This is a genomic window from Prevotella sp. Rep29 (assembly GCF_019551475.1).
GTDB lineage: Bacteria > Bacteroidota > Bacteroidia > Bacteroidales > Bacteroidaceae > Prevotella.
On sequence record NZ_CP047159.1, the window covers coordinates 1,785,211 to 1,804,941 of the forward strand.

Sequence of the window (19,731 nt, forward strand, 5' to 3'; positions counted from 1 at the left end):
TCGTCAATCAGGAAATAAACAGGGCATCCAAGACAACTCCCACCGAGAACAACACCCCGTAAATAAACATATTACGCGCATTCTCAGCCAAAATGCCATTAAGAGCCTTACCGCGCTTGATGGCTTTCATTTTCCTATAAGTGCGTGCATGCAGCATCAGATAGATGGTCGGCAGGAAGAACGTGAAATACTGCCCTTGGAAAAAGAACGTCAGTCCCATGTGGAAAGCCATCAGACCGAGTGCGAAATAAAGTATTTCAGTAGCTTTTTCCCCTATTATGACCACCAGAGTGCGCTTTCCTACCCTTCGGTCATTGTCGCGGTCACGATAATTATTCACCACCAGCAGCGTGTCGATGACCATTCCGCAAGCCAGCGACGAAAGAATCACCTCTTTCGTCAACGTATGCGTTTGTATATAGAACGTCACGCATACCGGCACCAATCCGAAGAACACCAAGACCAGCAAATCACCCAACCCGATATAAGACAGTAACAAGGTATAGAGAAAACAAAAAACGACACATGCCACTCCTACCCATATCAAGTCGTAGCCGCCATAAAAAACCAGCGGAAAACCTACGACACAGGCTATCAAAGTCGTCACAGCAATGGCGCAACGCATCGCTTTCGGGGTCACCCAACCCTGCGCACATGCACGGCGAGGTCCCAACCGGTGCTCATCATCCGTTCCCTTCTTCCAGTCAAAGTAATCGTTGATGAAGTTCGCATCTATCTGCATGATAAAAGCAAACAATACGCAAAGGATGGCAGGAACCCACGACAATGTCCCGGTCTCCACGCTCGTCCCCATTGCATCCACCCCGCATGCCTGTTGATTGAGCCGATAGAGGTAGGCCCATGCCAGTGTGAGCCCCATCATCACGGGTACGGCTGCCCCTGCGAGCGTTTTCGGACGGGCTGCCAACAGCCATGCATAAAGGGAATTTTGGCGCACAGATGCGGTATTTGAGGATTTTGCTTTCATAAAATTTCGAAAAGTTGACTGTTTGTTTTGCAAAAGTAAATATAAAATCGTACATTTGCAAATTATATTTTACATTTAACTGCTTGGAGAACTGATGATTGATAAACGGATAACACTTGACTTAATGGAATTTGTAGAGCAGAACATTCTTCCGCGTTACAATTCATTTGACAAGGCGCACAACGTGACACATGCCATGCGTGTCATCAACCGTTCCGTCGAACTGGCTAAGCGCATCGGCGCGGATGTCAACATGGCATACGCCATCGCTGCCTATCATGATTTGGGACTCGAAGGGCAACGTGCCATCCATCACCTCACCAGTGGGAAAATCCTGGCAGCCGACGCCCGCCTGAAAAAGTGGTTCTCCGACGAGCAGCGGCGCATCATGCGCGAAGCCGTAGAAGACCATCGGGCATCGGCAAGCCGCAGTCCGAGAAGCATCTATGGGAAAATTGTCGCTGAAGCTGACCGCGACCTGGAACCGGAAACCGTCATACGGCGGACCATCGAATTTGGACTCAGCCACGAACCTTCCGGAACAAGCAGGGAGATGCACTGGCAACGGTTCATGAAACACATGCAGGAGAAATACTCGCAAACCGGATACATCAAGCTATGGATTCCCGGTTCTGCCAACGAACAGCATCTTGCACGGCTGCGCAACCTCATCGAACAGCCCGACGAACTGCGCAAACTGTTCGACCGCATATTTGACGAGGAATGTCTTGAACAATAAAACATACAGGCATCTGCCTGACAAAACAATAAAAACAAAAGAAAAAAACGATATGAACAAGAAAGAATTGATGCAGAGAGCCATTGACCTCTCTATTGAAAGTGTGAAGAAAGGCGGCGGACCCTTTGGTGCCGTCATTGCCAAAGACGGGAAAATCGTTGCCGAAGGCAGCAACAACGTGACCATCGACTGCGACCCCACTGCCCACGCAGAAGTGTCAACCATCCGCAAGGCATGCAAGAAACTTGGTACGTTCGACCTCAGCGGATGCGAAATCTACACCTCGTGCGAACCCTGTCCGATGTGTCTCGGAGCCATCTACTGGGCACATCTCGACAAAATTTACTATGCCAACGACAGAAAGGATGCAGGGAAAATCGGGTTCGACGACGATTTCATCTACAAGGAGTTCGACCTGAAACCTGCCGACCGGCTGAAACCGTCGGAAGTTCTCATGCGCAAAGAGGCTCTGGAAGCCTTCCGCCTATGGGAGAAGAAGGAAGACAAAACAGAATATTGATGCCTGTCTGCCATACAGAAAACAAACAACACATATGGTGGGTTCTATCAATTAGCTTTAGATGATGTTTGATTGATTGTTGAGCAGTTTTCTTCTTTTACTTTCCGAAGACGCATAGCGGGCTATGTGTCAAGGATAAAAGGAGAAAAATGCCAACAAGAAACAAAGAGCATCAAAGCCAAAGAACGCTACCTGAATGAAACAAACATACTAATTTATAGAACACACCATATAATATTAAATTAAGGTATAAGCAACATGAAGGTCAGAACATTTCTCGTGATAACAAGCATGACAATGATGTGCATGCTGACACACGCCCAGCAGCCTGTCGATTACGTGGACCCGTTCATCGGGACAACCAATTTCAGCGTATGCAACCCCGGAGCGGTACTCCCCCACGGCATGATGTCCGTAGTGCCCTTCAACGTCATGGGCTCCGACCTGAACGAACAGGACAAGGATGCCCGCTGGTGGTCGGCACCCTACGAATACAACAACAAGTATATGACCGGCTTCGCACACGGAACACTCAGCGGCGTGGGATGTCCCGAGATGGGAACCCTTCTTACCATGGCGACAAGCGGACCGCTCAACGTTGATTACCGCAGCTATGGGACAACCTACCGCAACGAGCAAGCCACGCCTGGATACTACTCCGTAGAACTCGAGAAATACGGCATTCGTGCCGAGCTCTCAGCCACGCTCCGCTCGTCCATCGAGCGATACACGTTCAAGAAGGGCGAAGGGCATATCCTGCTCAACATCGGCGACGGACTGACCAACGAGGTCGGAGGAATGATCAAGAAGGTCAGCGAGACAGAAATTGAGGGCATGCGACTGCTCGGCACGTTCTGCTACAATGCGCAAGCCGTATTCCCAGTCTATTTCGTCATGCGCGTGTCGAAGAAACCCGACGCCTGCGGATATTGGAAAAAGCAACCGCCCATGACCGGTGTCAAAGCGGCATGGGACAGCGACAACGGGAAATACAAGCTCTACACGAGCTACCACAAAGAGATGGCAGGCAACGAGATAGGCTATTTCTTCAACTTCGACTGCGAGGACGGTGAACAGATTGAGGTGCAGATGGGAATATCTTTCGTCTCCATTGCCAATGCCCGTGAAAATCTGGAGAAGGAACAGCCGACATTCGCTTTTGAAGATACCAGGAAAAAGGCAAGAGACGCTTGGGAGAAAACACTCGAGACCATCACCGTGGAGGGCGGAACAGAGAAGCAAAAGCGCATCTTCTACACGGCGCTCTACCACACACAGCTGCATCCTAACATCCTGCAGGACGTGAACGGACAATATCCCGAAATGGAAAACGGGAAAATCGGAACGACAAACGGCAACCGATATACCGTCTTCTCGCTATGGGACACCTATCGCAACCTCCACCAACTCGAAACGTTGCTCTATCCTGAGAAACAGACGGACATGGTGCGCTCCATGATTTCCATGTACAAGGAATGGGGATGGATGCCCAAATGGGAACTCTACGGACGGGAGACGTGGACGATGGAGGGCGACCCATCCATTCCGGTCATCACCGACACCTACCTGAAAGGGCTCCGCGACTTCGATATCAACACGGCATACGAAGCCTTCCGGCGTTCTGCCACGCTGCCTGGAAAGGAAAACAAGATGCGACCCGACAACGACCCTTACCTCGAAAAGGGATATGTGCCGATTGGAACCTACGCCGCAGACGCCTCCGGAGACAACTCCGTGAGCCATGCACTCGAGTACTACATCGCCGACCATGCACTGAGTTCTCTGGCAGAGGCACTCGGAAAGAAAGCCGATGCCAAGCGCTTCCGCGAACAAAGTCTGCGCTACAAGAAATACTACTCGAAGGAAGACGGCACGCTGAGACCGCTCATGCAGGACGGCACGTTCCTCACTCCCTTCAACCCGAAAGACGGTGCCGACTTCTCCAACGCACCGGGATTCCACGAGGGCAGCGCATGGAACTATACCTTCTACGTGCCACACGACATCTACGGACTGGCACGGCTGATGGGTGGCAACAAAGCGTTTGTCAGCAAGTTGCAACGCGTGTTCGACGAGGGACTATACGACCCTGCCAACGAACCCGACATCGCCTACCCATACCTCTTCAGCTACTTCAAGGGCGAAGAATGGCGCACACAGAAGATTGTAGGCGAACTGCTTGAGAAACACTATAAAGACACGCCCGACGGCATTCCCGGAAACGACGACTGCGGAACAATGTCGGCATGGGCAATCTTCTCCATGATAGGGCTCTATCCCGACTGCCCGGGCTCACCCTACTACACACTGACGACACCCACGTTCGACAAGATTACCATCCACCTCGACAGACGCTACTATCCGGGCGGAGACCTCGTCATCGAAACGCAACGCGCGGAAAACGACGCACGCTACATCAAGAGCATGACACTCGGTGGAAAAGCGCTGAAGAAATTCCGCATCTCACATGAAGAACTCATCAAGGGGAAAACGCTGCGAATCTATTCAGGCACAAGATAAGAAACGGATTGGACGGCAAAACATAGCCACAAAGACACCAGACAGCGACCTATCGCCCATGTCTTTGTGTACCTTCTTTAACCAAATCAAGTTGATTTACTTTTTGATAGTTCAACTCCTGAAAAGTAAATTCACTGAGTTTGCTCACCAAATTCAGTGAATTTGGTCTTCAATTTCACTGAATTTGGTTTGTCAGAGTTGCAAAACGATATTGCCTTCTCAGAAAAAACACATTGCCCAACGACAACTATTGCTGGATATAGAAATAATAGATGTATGCTAATGCTGCCACGAGAATTGCCATGATGACCATTTTTATCAGACAGCTCGCTATCTTCCTGATCAGCAGGAACACCACAATCAGCAACACCAATGCAAAAATATAATAAGCAGTATTGTCCATATCCGTTCGTATTTAAGAAATGACTATTTAAACATTTTTCTAAATGCGGTGGGGACAGGCGTTTCGAACTCCATCCGTTCGCCCGTCACCGGGTGGTAGAAACACAGTATGTAGGCATGAAGACAGAGCCGATGGAGCGGGTCGTCGCCATTTCCATATTTCGCATCACCGCAGACAGGGTGCCCCATATCAGCCGAATGCACGCGAATCTGGTTCTTCCGTCCGGTCTCCAATGAGAACTCCACGAGCGAATGCTCCGTCGTGCGCGCCAACGTGTGGAAATGCGTCACCGCATATTTTCCGCCGTTGTCCACCGGCGACGAGTAGGTCACAAACGCCTTGTTGTCCTTCAGCCAGTTGGCTATCGTGCCGCCTTCCTCCTCCACTTCGCCGCTGACCACAGCCACATAGCGGCGGTCATAGACAATCTGCTGCCACTCGTGCTCAAAAATCTGCTCCGTCTCCATGTCCTTGGCATAGACCATCAGCCCGGACGTATCGCGGTCCAGACGGTGCACCACATGCGCACGGCACTTCTGGCGGCTCTTCAGGAAATAGTCGTCAAGCACCGATTTCACATTCATCGACCGCGCACCGGCAGCCATCGAGAGGATTCCCTCTGCCTTTTCCACGACGATGAGGAAGCGGTCTTCATAGACCACTTTCACGTAACGGCTCTTGAACAGGTCGTTCTTCTTCGTCTTGCTCACGCTGATTCTCATGCCCGCCTGCAGCGGGAAGTCGAACTGCGTCACCGTTTTCCCGTTCACCTTGATGCCCCTGCCCTGCAACGTCGCCTTCACCTTCGAGCGGCTCAGCTTCAGATTCTCCAGCAGCCACTCCAAAAGCGGCTGCGCCTCACGCACCACATAGTGACTATACTGGTCCTTCTGTTGATATCCATTCGTCTTCATCGCCTGCAAAGGTACAACTTTTTCCACACTTTCTTTCCACATTCAGGTTTTTTGTGTATCTTTGCCGTGTCTTCCACGCCGAAGATTGCGCCCGGCGCAATGAAGGGTGGGAGAATACATATATTGGAAAAGGCGTTTACTTGACGCTTTGTCTTTGGCTATACAGAACTTCGCAAACTCTGGAAAACTCAGTCAAAACAAGGCAACAGTAGATGTCCATAGGGATATGTAATTGTGCAATCTCGCTTAATACTTAATTATATATAGGCGCGTATTGTGAGATATACATATTCGGCGTGGGCTTCTGCGTTGCTCGTTCATACTGAGTGGGTAATGCGAAGACCTTGTATAGCGGGACGAGTAACAGGTACAGACTCTCACGCTTTTTTTGTGTATGTACGCAAATAATCCACAAAACGTAAAACATCTGAGTTCGGAGTCTGCTTGGAGAGAGGAATTCTTATGACGCAGAAAATAGAAAAATGTATTGAGCAGGTCAGAATTAAACTGAAAAAAGAACAAGAAGTAAAAGAAAAGGATATTTTTAAAAGTATTCAGCAAACTTCTTCTGAAATTGAAAGTATGATAAGAGAATCCAAATTTTCTGCTTTCAGTATGGTGGATTTTGATAATCAGTCTTTAACAGGTATAAAACAGGAAACGGGATTACCAAAACTCTTACGCATAGGAAAACTATATCCGACCAATGTCAATAGTGAAAAAAAGCAGTTATTTACAAAGCCTTTACTCCTTCCATACACAGAAACCCAAGCTATATCTTTCATTTTAAAAGAAAACGATCAAAAAGAAATTCATGTATTGTTTAGTCTTTTGGCTTTTAGGTTGATGCTTTCTTTACCGCAAAATTTATGTCGTTTTTATTTTGTTGATAATAATTTCGGGCGAGATTTTTCTTTAATAAATCGGATAGACAAGAAAGTATTAGGCAATGCAGTTATAACAAACCAAAACGAACTTAATCATTTAATATCTGAATTGGAACAGACTGTTATAGAATCATATCAGAAACATCTTGTTTCTTATGAAACTTTAGAAGAATATAATGCAGCAAGCCCAGATATGCAGGAACCTTATCATTTCGTCTTTATTGCAAACTTCCCTGCTGGTTTCTCTGCAGAATCCGCAGAAAAACTTTATAATTTAATTAGCCGAGGAAATGCTGCAAAAGCAGGTATTCATATTTTTTACAGTATTGATACAAAATACAAACCTGCTTTCGGTATAGATGTTAGTCGTTTTACAGATATCTCTTGCCGTATTTATCAAAATTCCCCCATTGATTATGAGATAGAAAACTCTGTCTTTTCAAAGAAATTCAATGATTCTTTTAATATTATTCTTGACAATACTTTGCCAAAAAATATAGATGAAATAATCAATCTAATCAACCATAAAAAAGTTGAAAAAACTCAAGTATCTTTTCTTGAACACTACAAACAGCGTTTACAGCAAAATGATATATGGAAAGGTAGCGCAATCGACAATATAAAAATTCCACTAGGTTTTGTTAATCCAAGAAAAGTACAATATTTGAATTTTGGGAAACAAACTAATGATTATTTTGGATTGATAGGAGGATTGCCTGGCACAGGAAAAACTGTTTTACTTCATAATATCATTCTTTGGGGTGCATTAGAGTATTCACATCAAGAGTTAAATTACTATCTTATTGATTGTAAAAACGGTACAGGATTTAATGCATATAAAAAGCTTCCACACGTTAAAATTCTTTCCGTATCAAATGATCGAGAGTTTGCTGCAAGTGCATTAGGCTCCTTGATAAATGAAATGTATCATCGTGCAGACCTTTTTAAAAAAGCAAGTTCAGAAAAAGGAAAACTTATTGAAAACATTCATACTTATCGCAAAGAAACAGGAAAATCTTTACCACGTATTTTAACAATTGTGGATGAATTTCAAGTACTGTTTGAACATGAAGACAAGATCTCTCGAGTTATTCGTGAAACCCTAAATAAATTATTTACTGAAGGACGAGCCTTTGGTATTAGCATTTTATTGTGCAGTCAAGGATTGGGACGTGTTGATGTTCCGATTAAGAATATTACTTGGCGTTTATCTTTCCGTTTGCTGTCTAATATGGAGTCGGAAAAAATATTAGGTAACGATGGGGCACTGAAACTTACACGAATAGGCAATGCCATTATAAATAATCAGAATGGGGAGAAATCTCATAATATCAATTTTCAAGTGGGCTTTATTGATGACGTGTATCCTTTGGTAGAAAAAATCCGTGACAAATTTGAACAGGAATTCCCGAATGAACAATTAAATCAATTTATTTCGGACGGCAACACATCAGGAAGAATTGACTTGAATGTCCCGTTTAGAGAACTACTGAAATCTGATGACTTTAAAGTAAATGACCGTTATTGCGATGTGTATTTAGGCGAGCCTTCGTTTATTCGTACAGAACATGCTTATATACGTATAAGAAAGCAACAAGCGTCGAATGTCGTGATGGTTGGTAATGATCTGCGTTCTGCAATAACTCTTATTGGACTAATGAATTATCAGATATTTAAACAGAGTAGTCAAGAGAGTAAGTTTTATATTATTGATAGTTTTAATATAGACAATGAATTTTATGATAGATTAAAATTTGCAAAAGGTTATATTCCTAATTTGGAATATTTTAGTTCAAAACAAATTAGTACAATTGTTGATGAGATATATTCGGAACTTGAATTACGAATAGAAAAAGAAAATAATAGAGAACAGGTAGCTGGTCGGGTGTTATTGTCCATTTTGTATATGCAAAATTGTAGGGAATTAAAAAAAGATGGATACAATATTTCACCAACAACAAAAAAACTTATTCGGATTATAAAAGAAGGACCAGAATATGGCATCCACGTTATTTGTCATTCTTTGACCTATCAAGGACTACAAGAAATTTTGGATGCAAATACACTCGGAGAATTTGAGAATCGTCTTGCTCTTGATAGTGGAAAGTCCATGAGCATTATTACAGAACAAACAGCTTCTCGCATAGAATATAAAGGGGCAATATTATTACAGGCACCAGATGAGTTTACAACTTATAATCCTGATCTCATACGCGTTTATTCAAAGTGTACTTTGAAAGAAACTAACGATAACATAAAATTTATAAATCAATTAATAAAATAACTCCTATGATGAATATTACAGAAAAATATATTGAAAGGACAGAAAAACTTAGTCAACTATCAGATTCATACAATTCCATAATACGTGTGTTTGAAAAACAAACAAAAAAAATCTCTCGTTTAGAAACGTTTCTCTCTAAAAACATGGACGATATATTAGAGTACAATTTGGAAGAAGATATCTGTCAGCAAATAGAGCAAGGAAATTTCAATGAGGAAAATATCCGTAATCTCATTGACGACAAAATAGAAGAAACACGTCTGGAAAAGGAACGATTAGAAGAGGAAGAACGTTTACGTAGACAGCGATTAGAAGAGGAAGAACGTTTACGTAGACAGCGATTAGAAGAGGAAGAACGAAAAAGAAAAGAGCGTAACAAAAAGATACTTAAAGGGGTTGGTATTGCTGTTGCTGTAATTGTCGGAATTATTATTGTTTATCATACTTGGGAACTCCTTTTAGCTATTGCGATTATCATTGGTATTATTATGGCTCTAAAAAAATAACAAACATGGGAATATTTAACAGCAACGATTTTGACCGAGGATATGACGATGGCTATAACGCTGGAATAAATGGTAAAGAAAAAGATTATACCCGAATGGGAATGTCTTTAAAATTTGCCATTAATGGTAGTAAAACCTTAGATACTTATACCAATGGCTACAACAAAGGATATGAAAAAGGTATTGCAGACAAGAATAGCAAGAAAATCCCTCAAAAAGTAGAAATAGCTGAATCCTTCCAACCTACTAATAATGTAATAGAGAAAAAATATTATTCACCTAAATCTAAAAATTTAAGTATTATGTCATCACTACAAGACTATCAAATTCAACTAGAGCAATTAAATCAGTTAGTTTCGTTCTTAAATCAGTTTAAAGAAACTATGGACGAACGATTAAATGAATATCGTCATCACATAAACGTGATGCGTGAAAATGGTCTATCCGTCCAAACTTCAGACAGGTTCGAAAACGACCATATCAAAGAGGTGGAGATTCTCCTTAATCAGATAAAGAATTTAATTGATGAATATTCCATTCCATTTACACGACAAAATATTGAATTGACGGAGAATCTCATACAATTAAACAGTGGCAATTAAATCGTACTACAATGAGAAACTATTTAAAACACAGAAAGTTTATTGCTGCCACATTTAATAATTGCAAGAAATACATTAATTATTTAGAAGTTGCGCCCGACACGTATTAGGAGTATAAAATTATGAAAAAGTGTTTTTTGTTATTAGCATTTATTTGCATGCTTATTAGCTGTGAAGAAAAATCCACTGTTGACATACATCGCATGAAGAAATTATTGCAATATACGTCACAATTAAATGAAAAGGACAATGGTGATCTCATTGACGGATTTGAAATGATGATTGATAAATATGCCAACATGTCTATTGCTCAAAGAGATGATTTTTTAAGAACAGAAGAAGGAAAAGAGTTTTTTGAAGTATATTTCAGCACTGCATTGTATTTAGGAGCACTCCTTGAGACAGATATAAACTTAACGAAAAAACAGCGGGAAAAAGCCATCATGTTACTAGAAAAATATGAAGAAAATCCAGCTCGATTTACTGATATTAAGGACTCTCCTGAATTTGAAAACTTATTTGAGGACTTTGAAGAAAGTGATTCTATAGAGTATATATTACCTTAAAACGTTTTATTCATTCAAAGAATGATTCCTATAATTATTTTTATAAAAAAGCGGTACTGAAATAACACCGACACATCTATAAATGTTTAAAGGCGCACCATCCTAAACGGAGATGCGCCTTTAAGCGTATTATAATATCTTTCCATTAAAATTTCTAAATAAAGTTCTTTCTGAAATGAAAAACGAAAGAATATTTGTTAGTTCCTTCAAAAAAGCTTAACTTTGCCACAAACTTCAATAATAATGAGTTATGACATATCTCAACCCGTTTCACAAAGAGGCTGTGGAGAGGAAACTCCAGAAAATAGAAAAATCTATGAAATCGCCAATGAACTCCATAGACGCTGCCAACTATATGAAACGTAATTTCGAAATGGCGAAAAACATGTAGGCAACCTTGAAATTGAACAGCGTGTTGCTGAGCAATTTGCCAAGGAAAATGGGATTTGGTTCCAAGAAATGTCTTGAGAGACGAAACTGGCGACATATTTGTTGTTGATGCGGAAATAAAACTTCTCTAAAAGCCATATTCTTTATTTCGTCTTCATCGCCTGCAGAGGTGCAACTTTTTCCACACTTTCTTTCCACATTCAGTTTTTTTGTGTACTGGATGTTGCAAACGACAACAAAAGATTTAGGAGGCTGGATGCCTGAATGTGAAAAAAACTTCGTACCTTTGCACCCCATTATTATAATAAGGTATAGAAGAAAATGATTACACTGACCAATTTAGCCGTTCAATTCGGCAAAAGAGTGTTGTATAAAGATGTGAACATCAAGTTTACACCAGGGAACATTTATGGAATTATCGGTGCCAACGGTGCCGGCAAATCGACGCTGCTGAAAGCCATCAGCGGCGAGCTGGAGCCGAACAAGGGGACGGTGGAACTGGGACCCGGTGAGCGTCTGAGCGTGCTGGACCAGGACCATTTCAAGTTTGACGAGTTCTCGGTGATGGACACCGTCTTGATGGGACACGAGCCATTGTGGAAAAACATGAAAGAGCGCGAGGCGCTGTATGCCAAAGAGGAGATGACCGAAGAGGACGGCAACCTCGCCGCTGAACTGGAATTGAAGTTTGCCGAGATGAACGGATGGGAGGCTGAGAGCGAAGCAGCACAGCTGTTGCAGAATCTGGGCGTGAAGGAAGACATACACTATAAGCAGATGAGCGAGTTGTCTAACAACGAGAAGGTGCGCGTGATGCTTGCCAAGGCGCTGTTCGGACATCCGGACAACCTGCTGCTCGACGAGCCGACGAACGACCTCGACCTCGACACCGTGCAATGGCTGGAGAGCTATCTGAGCAACCTGGAACAGTGTGTGCTCGTCGTCAGTCACGACCGTCACTTCCTCGATGCCGTCAGCACACAGACCGTAGATATCGACTTCGGAAAGGTGACTGTCTTCTCCGGCAACTACTCGTTCTGGTATCAAAGTTCGCAGTTGGCGCTCCGTCAGGCGCAGAACCAGCGGCAGAAGGCTGAAGAGAAACGCAAGGAACTGGAAGAGTTTATCCGTCGCTTCTCTGCCAACGTGGCAAAGAGTAAGCAGACCACCTCGCGCAAGAAGATGTTGGAGAAGCTGAACGTTGAGGAAATCACGCCATCTACGCGCAAATATCCGGGCATCATCTTCGCGATGGACCGCGAGCCCGGCAACCAGATTCTCGAGGTGGAGGGACTGAAGGCTGTCGATACGGACGGGACGGTGCTGTTCGACCACGTGTCGTTCAACATCGAGAAAGGACAGAAGACCGTCTTCCTCAGCCACAACCCGAAGGCGATGACCGCCCTATTCGAAATCATCAACGGCAACCGGGAGCCGGATGCCGGTACCTACAAATGGGGCATCACCATCACGACGGCGTACCTTCCGCTCGACAACACCGAGTTTTTCAAGAGCGACATGAACCTCGTGGAATGGCTCAGCCAATACGGACAGGGCAACGAAGTGGTCATGAAAAGCTATCTCGGACGCATGCTGTTCAAACAGGAAGAGGTGGAGAAGAAGGTGAACGTGCTCTCCGGAGGCGAAAAGATGCGCTGTATGATTGCGCGTATGCAGCTGAAAAATGCCAACTGCCTCATACTCGACACCCCCACCAACCACCTCGACTTGGAGTCTATACAGGCATTCAACAACAACTTGATGCAATTTAAGGGCAACATCCTGTTCGCAAGCCACGACCACGAGTTCATCAACACCGTTGCCGACCGCATCATTGAGCTGACTCCCAGCGGAACCATCGACAAGCTGATGACCTACGACGACTATATCTACGACACTGCCATTAAGGAACAAAAAGAGAAGATGTATTCTTGAAAAAACCATATTGGCACGGAATTTGTTAGTGAGTTTGTAGATTAAAACAACAAATATTATGGACAAGACAAAAGAAAACATAGAGGAAGAAGCAGAAAACCTGATCAACGAAGAGACGGAAACGACTGCTGAAGAAAACGTTTCTGAAGCCGAAGACACCACGCCACAGGAAGAAGAAACGGAAAATGAGGAGGAGGCTGAAGAGAAAGACCCGCTGGAGGCTGCCAACGAGGAGATAGAACAGTTGAAAGACAAATTCCTCCGGACAGTTGCCGAATTCGAGAACTACAAAAAACGCACACTCAAAGAGAAGACTGAACTGATTCTCAACGGTGCTGAAAAAACCGTTGACGCATTCCTTCCCGTGGTCGATGACTTCGAGCGCGCCCTCATAACGGCAGAGAAAGCTGACGATGTGGCAGCACTGAAAGAGGGAATGGAACTCATCTACAAGAAGTTCATGAAGACACTCGAAGGGCTCGGCGTCAAGAAAATCGAAACCGAGGATGCTGACTTCGACGTAGATTACCACGAGGCAGTAGCAATGGTGCCCGCAGCAGACGATGACAAGAAAGGAAAAGTCATCGACTGCATCCAAACGGGATACACTCTGAACGACAAAGTGATACGACACGCGAAAGTGGCTGTCGGACAATAACGTGTCGTTAACGTCCTTAAAGTCCTTAAGGTCCTAAAAAAAATCAAGAACTATGGCAAAGAGAGACTATTACGAGGTGCTTGGCGTTGACAAGAACGCCTCAGAAGACGACATCAAGAAGGCTTATCGCAAGATTGCCATCAAATACCACCCTGACCGCAATCCTGGCAACAAGGAGGCTGAAGAGAAATTCAAGGAAGCCGCCGAGGCATACGACGTGCTCCACGACCCGCAAAAACGTCAGCAGTACGACCAGTTCGGCTTCGACGGTCCCGCAGGCATGGGCGGCTTCGGAGGATTCAGCGGCGGAGGCTTCTCCATGGACGACATCTTCTCGATGTTCGGCGACATCTTCGGCGGACACGGAAGTGGCTTCGGAGGATTCAGCGGCGGACGCGGAAGGGCACAATACCGAGGCAGTGACCTGAGACTGAAGGTGCGCCTGTCGCTTCAGGAAATCTCTACCGGCGTCACGAAGAAATTCAAAGTGAAGAAAGACGTGACCTGCAGCCATTGCCACGGCAGCGGCGCAGAGAACGGCAGCGCGGCAGAAACCTGTCCGACCTGTCACGGAAGCGGTGTCGTAACTCGCACGACACAAAGCATCTTCGGCATGATGCAGACACAATCCACCTGCCCCACCTGCAACGGCGAGGGAAAGGTCATCAAGAACAAATGCCGCGAATGTAGCGGAAGCGGTGTCGTCAAAGGCGAGGAAGTGGTGGAAATCAAGATTCCCGCCGGCGTCGCCGAGGGAATGGTCGTCAACGTTCCCGGAAAGGGAAATGCCGGTAAGCACAACGGCGTGAACGGCGACATACAGGTGTTCATCGAGGAAGAAGAGAACGACACCTTCATCCGCGACGGAAACAACCTCATATACAACCTGCTGCTCGACTTCCCGACGGCTGCTCTCGGCGGACAAATGGAAATCCCGACCATCGAAGGCACCAAGGTAAGAATCAAGATAGAGCCTGGCACACAACCCGGCAAGACCCTGCGCCTACGCGGAAAAGGACTGCCCGCCGTGCAAGGCTACGGGCGAGGAACGGGCGACTTGGTGGTCAACGTCAGCGTCTATGTGCCCAAGACACTCAGCCGCGACGAGAAGAACGCCCTCGAACAAATGAAGGAAAGCGACAACTTCAAGGGAGATGCTGCAACCAAACAAAGCATCTTCCAGAAATTCCGCAACTATTTCAACTAACGACAGCTTCACAAAAGCAACCATACAAGAACCGCCCCGACACGCTCAGCACGTGTCGGGGCGGTTTTTTGTTATTATCAACCTACGGTTTTCACGAAAAAGTTTCTTCGTCGCATGTCAGTCTTAGAGATTGTATCAACTATCTAAAGACCCGTTTTGCAAACAAAGAACCTTACTTCCATAACTCCGAAATTGCCCATCTAAAAAGTAAGATACCCTACATCACGATGCGTGAATTCGACGAAAACAACCACAAAAAACGCCATGTATAAACATGCGGAAAAGGGCGTATAAATATACGGTTGAACTTTCGCTTTCCAAAAGTTCAACTTTTGCACTCTGAAAGTTCAACTTTCACCGCCTAAAAGTTCAACTTTTGCAAGCTAAAAGTTGAACTTTTGGAAAGCACTACTTAACACATTGAAAGACAATGGCTTACAAAATACCCCTCAATCGCCCCACCCTTGCATAAATATACAAAAGCGGCAAGCCGCTGAATGAGTGGAATGATGAAAACGGGATGAGAAACATCGCAGAATCCTCGTCAGCCTCATCGGAGTTTACACTCAATGATTGCCATAATCTACAAAAAAGAGACTAAGGTAACCAAGAAGTCCAATAATGGCTAAACCAATTAAAATGTAACGAATTGTCTTAAATAACTTATCTTTCTCATTCATGGTACAAAGATACTAATTTCTAAACAAATAACAACAATTTATTTAAGTTTTAACCAACTTACCAAAAAAGGCATCATAAACAAAGGAGGCGTTTCTCAGATTTTATTTGTACCTTTGCAAATAAAAAAGAGAACATGAACTACCAAGAAACCGTAGAGTATCTTTTCAACAGCACCCCGGTCTTTGAGCACGTAGGGGCATCAGCATACAAGCCGGGACTGCAGACAACGGAAGCGCTGGACGAACATTTCGGACATCCGCACCGCAAGTATAAGACCATTCACGTGGCAGGAACGAACGGAAAGGGGTCGGTCTCGCACACGCTGGCAGCCATCTTGCAAAGCGCCGGCTACAGGGTGGGACTATACACTTCGCCCCACTTGGTGGATTTCCGCGAGCGGATACGCATCAACGGAGTGTGCATCAGCGAGCAGTATGTCATCGACTTTGTGGAGAAGGAACGCCATTTCTTCGAACCGCTCCACCCCTCATTCTTCGAACTGACGACGGCTTTGGCGTTCAAATATTTCGCTGAGCAGCAGGTAGATATCGCCGTCATTGAGGTGGGGCTTGGCGGACGGCTGGACTGCACGAACATCATCTCCCCCATCCTTTCGATTATCACCAACATCTCGTTCGACCACACGCAGTTTCTCGGCAATACGCTGGAGGAGATTGCCGGAGAGAAAGCAGGAATCATCAAGGCAAACGTGCCCGCCGTCGTCGGCGAATATACGGAACAGACGCGTCCCGTGTTCGAACGGACAGCCCGCGAGAAACGTGCTCCGCTCTATTTCGCGGAGGAATTTGACGCCCAACTGCAGGACGTGGAATACGAACTAACGGGCAGCTATCAGCAAAAGAACAAACAGACGGTGATTTGTGCCGCCATGCTGTTGGGACTGAAAGGTGAGCACATCAGGGAAGGTATGGCGAACGTCTGCGAATATACGGGACTCATGGGGCGGTGGCAGACGATGCAGGAGCGCCCCACCGTCGTGTGCGACACGGGGCACAACGTTGCCGGATGGGAATATCTGAGCAAGATGCTCGCCAGACAAGATTGCAAGCAGTTGCGCATCGTCTTCGGCATGGTGGATGACAAAGACATTCAGGAAGTCATGAAGATGCTGCCGCGCGAGGCGGTCTATTACTTTACAAAGGCTTCCACGAAACGTGCCATTCCGGAAACGGAGGTCAAGCGCATCGGCGACCATATAGGACTGCAGAGCCGTGTCTTCACCACCGTGGAGCAGGCTTTCCGGAAAGCACAGGAAGAGGCGGCAGCCGAAGACTTCATCTTCGTGGGCGGGAGCAGCTATATCGTAGCCGATTTCCTTGCCGCATTCGGATAAGCCAGCCCCTCTCCGCGCAAGCCTTTTACGTGTTTTAACATATCGCCATGCGCATTTTTTATCGATTCGTTCGTTTTTCTCATTATTTTTTTGTTTCTTTGCAAAAGACATAATTACTTAAATTTTGACATTATGGTAAACTCACAAGAAACAGAAAATATCTGTGGTCTGAAAAGAACTGATTTCCAGACCACGATCAACGGAAAAGAGACTGACCTATATCTCTTGAAGAACAATGTCGGCAACGAAGTCGCCATCACCAACTACGGTGGAGCCATCGTTGCCATTATGATGCCCGACCGAGAAGGCAAGCATGCCAACATCATCCAGGGGCACGACAACATCCAAGATGTCATCAACTCGCCGGAGCCGTTCCTCTCCACACTCATCGGCAGATATGCCAACCGCATAGCCAGAGGCAAGTTCCACTTGAAGGGGAAAGAATACCAGTTGGCTATCAACAACGGACCGAACGCCTTGCACGGTGGTCCGAAAGGTTTCCACGCACGGGTATGGGATGCGCTGCAGATGAACGACCACACGCTGGTCCTGAATCTTGTTTCAGCCTACGGCGAAGAAGGTTATACGGGCGAACTGAAGGTGACCGTGGTCTATTCGCTCACGGAAGACAACGAACTGAGCATCGAATACATGGCAACGACCAACAAGAAGACCATCATCAATCTCACAAGCCACGGATTCTTCTCACTTGCCGGCATTGCCAACCCCACTCCAACGATTGAAAACCTGGAGTGCGAAATCAACGCCAACTATTACCTCCCCATAGACGAGACCTCCATCCCGACGGGTGAAATCCGTTTCGTGGAGGGCACTCCGTTCGACTTCCGACAGGCGAAACCTATCGGACAGGACATTGATGCCGACCACGAACAAATCAAGAACGGAGCCGGCTACGACCATTGCTTTGTACTGAACAAGCAGGAAGAGGGCGAACTCTCGTTTGCCGCACGCATCGTTGAGCCGAACAGCGGGCGAACAATGGAAGTATATACGACGGAACCGGGAATGCAGGTCTATACAGACAACTGGGCTGACGGCTACAAGGGACAGCACGGCGCAACCTTCCCGAGACGGAGCGCCATCTGTTTTGAGGCGCAACACTTCCCCGACACGCCCAATCACCCCTATTTCCCATCGGTCGTGCTGCGCCCGAATGAGAAATACAAGCAGAAGACCATCTATCGGTTCGGCGTCGTCAAATAGAAAAAACAATAGGTTTCAATTATTAAAAATAAAAAGATTATGACACAAACTAAAAACAACGGAACCGTCGTGGCTATCATCGCCATGATGTTCCTCTTCGCCATGATTTCGTTCGTCACGAACATGGCGGCACCATTCGGCACCATCTGGAAAGAACATTACGAGTGGGCAGGAATGATGGGTAACATGATGAACTTCGCAGCTTACCTCTTCATGGGTATCCCTGCAGGTATGATGATTACGAAAATCGGCTACAAGAAGACAGCGCTCGTTGCCTTGGCACTCGGATTCATCGGAATCTGCGTACAATATCTGTCGAGCACGCTTGATGCAAATGCCATCAGCACATACATTGTCTATCTGGCTGGCGCATTCATCTGCGGTTTCTGCGTGTGTATCCTCAACACCGTTGTCAACCCGATGCTCAACCTGTTGGGTGGCGGTGGCAACCGTGGTAACCAGCTGATTCAGACCGGTGGCACGCTGAACTCTCTGGCAGGTACGCTGACACCGCTTCTGGCGGGTTCGATGATTGGAACGATTACGAAGGACACGTCGATGACTGCCGTTGCTCCCCTGCTGATGATTGCGATGGCAATCTTTGCCCTGTCGTTTGTCATCATCTACTTTACCAAGATTACCGAGCCTGAGACGGAGAAGTCGGACGCGGTGGCTGGCATCAAGGGAGCGCTGGGTTATCGCCACCTTGTGTTAGGTATCATTGCCATTTTCTTCTATGTCGGCATTGAGGTGGGCATCCCCGGACAGATGATATTCTACCTGAGCGAACCTGGCGGCGTACTGGGAAGTGTTGCCATTGCGGGAACCATTGCAGCTTTGTATTGGCTGCTGATGCTCGTGGGACGCTTTGCCGGATCGTTTATCAGTGGAAAGGTTTCGTCGCGCACGCAGCTTATTGTCGTGTCAGCGGTGGCAATGGCACTGATTATGGTGGCTATCTTGATTCCTGAAAGCAAGACGTTCAACCTTCCCGGCTCTGAGGCGTCGCCTGTTGACTTGGTGCTCTTTAAGTTTACCGGCGGAACGATTCCTGTTAAATGTCTGTTCCTCATTCTCTGCGGTTTGTGCACTTCAGTGATGTGGGGTGGCATATTCAATTTGGCTACGGAAGGGCTTGGAAAGTACACTGCTTCGGCTTCAGGCCTGTTCATGACGATGGTTGTCGGCGGTGGAGTGATGCCGCTTATCCAGAACCTGATGGCTCGCAGTGTGGGCGACATCAACAGCTACTGGCTTGTTGTGGCGATGCTTTCGTTCCTGCTTTTCTACGGCTTGGTGGGCTGCAAGAACAAGAAGTCGGCTGCAGAGTGAATGGTAAATGGGAATAATGAC

Annotated in this window: 16 protein-coding genes; 13 read left to right on the plus strand and 3 right to left on the minus strand. The window is 45.9% G+C overall.

Annotation, left to right across the window (positions count from 1 at the left end; genetic code table 11):
* Positions 1-7 precede the first annotated feature (7 nt).
* Complete coding sequence (gene menA / locus GRF55_RS07625; RefSeq protein ID WP_220367851.1) at positions 8-988, minus strand: 1,4-dihydroxy-2-naphthoate octaprenyltransferase; 981 nt, start codon at positions 986-988, stop codon at positions 8-10.
* Between the two features lie 124 nt (positions 989-1,112).
* Here menA and GRF55_RS07630 point away from each other — a divergent pair, with 124 nt between their 5' ends.
* The 3 genes from GRF55_RS07630 (at position 1,113) to GRF55_RS07640 (ending at position 4,767) form a co-directional block, all read left to right on the plus strand.
* Positions 1,113-1,727 (plus strand): HD domain-containing protein, encoded by a 615-nt coding sequence (locus GRF55_RS07630; protein ID WP_255563754.1) that lies wholly within the window; start codon positions 1,113-1,115, stop codon positions 1,725-1,727.
* A 52-nt stretch (positions 1,728-1,779) separates the two neighbouring features.
* Positions 1,780-2,247, plus strand: coding sequence for a nucleoside deaminase (locus GRF55_RS07635; protein ID WP_220367853.1), 468 nt, complete (start codon positions 1,780-1,782; stop codon positions 2,245-2,247).
* 258 nt (positions 2,248-2,505) lie between these two features.
* Positions 2,506-4,767: a GH92 family glycosyl hydrolase gene (locus tag GRF55_RS07640; RefSeq protein ID WP_220367854.1), complete on the plus strand. Its 2,262-nt coding sequence runs from the start codon at positions 2,506-2,508 to the stop codon at positions 4,765-4,767.
* A gap of 247 nt (positions 4,768-5,014) precedes the next feature.
* Here the strand turns inward: GRF55_RS07640 and GRF55_RS07645 are convergent, their stop codons facing one another.
* Entirely contained in the window at positions 5,015-5,170 is a 156-nt protein-coding gene (locus GRF55_RS07645) for a hypothetical protein (protein WP_220367855.1), read from the minus strand.
* Positions 5,171-5,193: 23 nt separating this feature from the next.
* Positions 5,194-6,084, minus strand: coding sequence for an RluA family pseudouridine synthase (locus tag GRF55_RS07650; RefSeq protein ID WP_220369659.1), 891 nt, complete (start codon positions 6,082-6,084; stop codon positions 5,194-5,196).
* A 462-nt stretch (positions 6,085-6,546) separates the two neighbouring features.
* On the opposite strand from GRF55_RS07650, the gene GRF55_RS07655 reads away from it, so the two are divergent.
* The 10 genes from GRF55_RS07655 (at position 6,547) to GRF55_RS07700 (ending at position 19,710) form a co-directional block, all read left to right on the plus strand.
* Complete coding sequence (locus tag GRF55_RS07655) at positions 6,547-9,255, plus strand: FtsK/SpoIIIE domain-containing protein (protein WP_220367856.1); 2,709 nt, start codon at positions 6,547-6,549, stop codon at positions 9,253-9,255.
* A 5-nt stretch (positions 9,256-9,260) separates the two neighbouring features.
* On the plus strand, positions 9,261-9,761 hold the full coding sequence (locus GRF55_RS07660; RefSeq protein WP_220367857.1) for a hypothetical protein: 501 nt from the start codon (positions 9,261-9,263) through the stop codon (positions 9,759-9,761).
* A gap of 5 nt (positions 9,762-9,766) precedes the next feature.
* Entirely contained in the window at positions 9,767-10,363 is a 597-nt protein-coding gene (locus tag GRF55_RS07665; RefSeq protein WP_220367858.1) for a hypothetical protein, read from the plus strand.
* A 122-nt stretch (positions 10,364-10,485) separates the two neighbouring features.
* Entirely contained in the window at positions 10,486-10,929 is a 444-nt protein-coding gene (locus tag GRF55_RS07670) for a hypothetical protein (RefSeq protein WP_220367859.1), read from the plus strand.
* 711 nt (positions 10,930-11,640) lie between these two features.
* Positions 11,641-13,254, plus strand: coding sequence for an ABC-F family ATP-binding cassette domain-containing protein (locus GRF55_RS07675; protein WP_220367860.1), 1,614 nt, complete (start codon positions 11,641-11,643; stop codon positions 13,252-13,254).
* Positions 13,255-13,312: 58 nt separating this feature from the next.
* Complete coding sequence (locus tag GRF55_RS07680; RefSeq protein ID WP_220367861.1) at positions 13,313-13,912, plus strand: nucleotide exchange factor GrpE; 600 nt, start codon at positions 13,313-13,315, stop codon at positions 13,910-13,912.
* Positions 13,913-13,964: 52 nt separating this feature from the next.
* Positions 13,965-15,119 carry a molecular chaperone DnaJ gene (gene dnaJ, locus GRF55_RS07685; protein WP_220367862.1) on the plus strand — a complete coding sequence of 385 codons (1,155 nt, stop codon included), beginning with the start codon at positions 13,965-13,967 and terminating at the stop codon, positions 15,117-15,119.
* 814 nt (positions 15,120-15,933) lie between these two features.
* Positions 15,934-17,154: a folylpolyglutamate synthase/dihydrofolate synthase family protein gene (locus GRF55_RS07690; RefSeq protein ID WP_220367863.1), complete on the plus strand. Its 1,221-nt coding sequence runs from the start codon at positions 15,934-15,936 to the stop codon at positions 17,152-17,154.
* Between the two features lie 132 nt (positions 17,155-17,286).
* The gene (locus GRF55_RS07695) at positions 17,287-18,378 is read left to right on the plus strand and encodes an aldose epimerase family protein (protein ID WP_220367864.1); all 1,092 of its coding nucleotides are present in this window, start codon (positions 17,287-17,289) and stop codon (positions 18,376-18,378) included.
* 39 nt (positions 18,379-18,417) lie between these two features.
* Entirely contained in the window at positions 18,418-19,710 is a 1,293-nt protein-coding gene (locus tag GRF55_RS07700) for an MFS transporter (RefSeq protein WP_220367865.1), read from the plus strand.
* Positions 19,711-19,731: the final 21 nt, after the last annotated feature.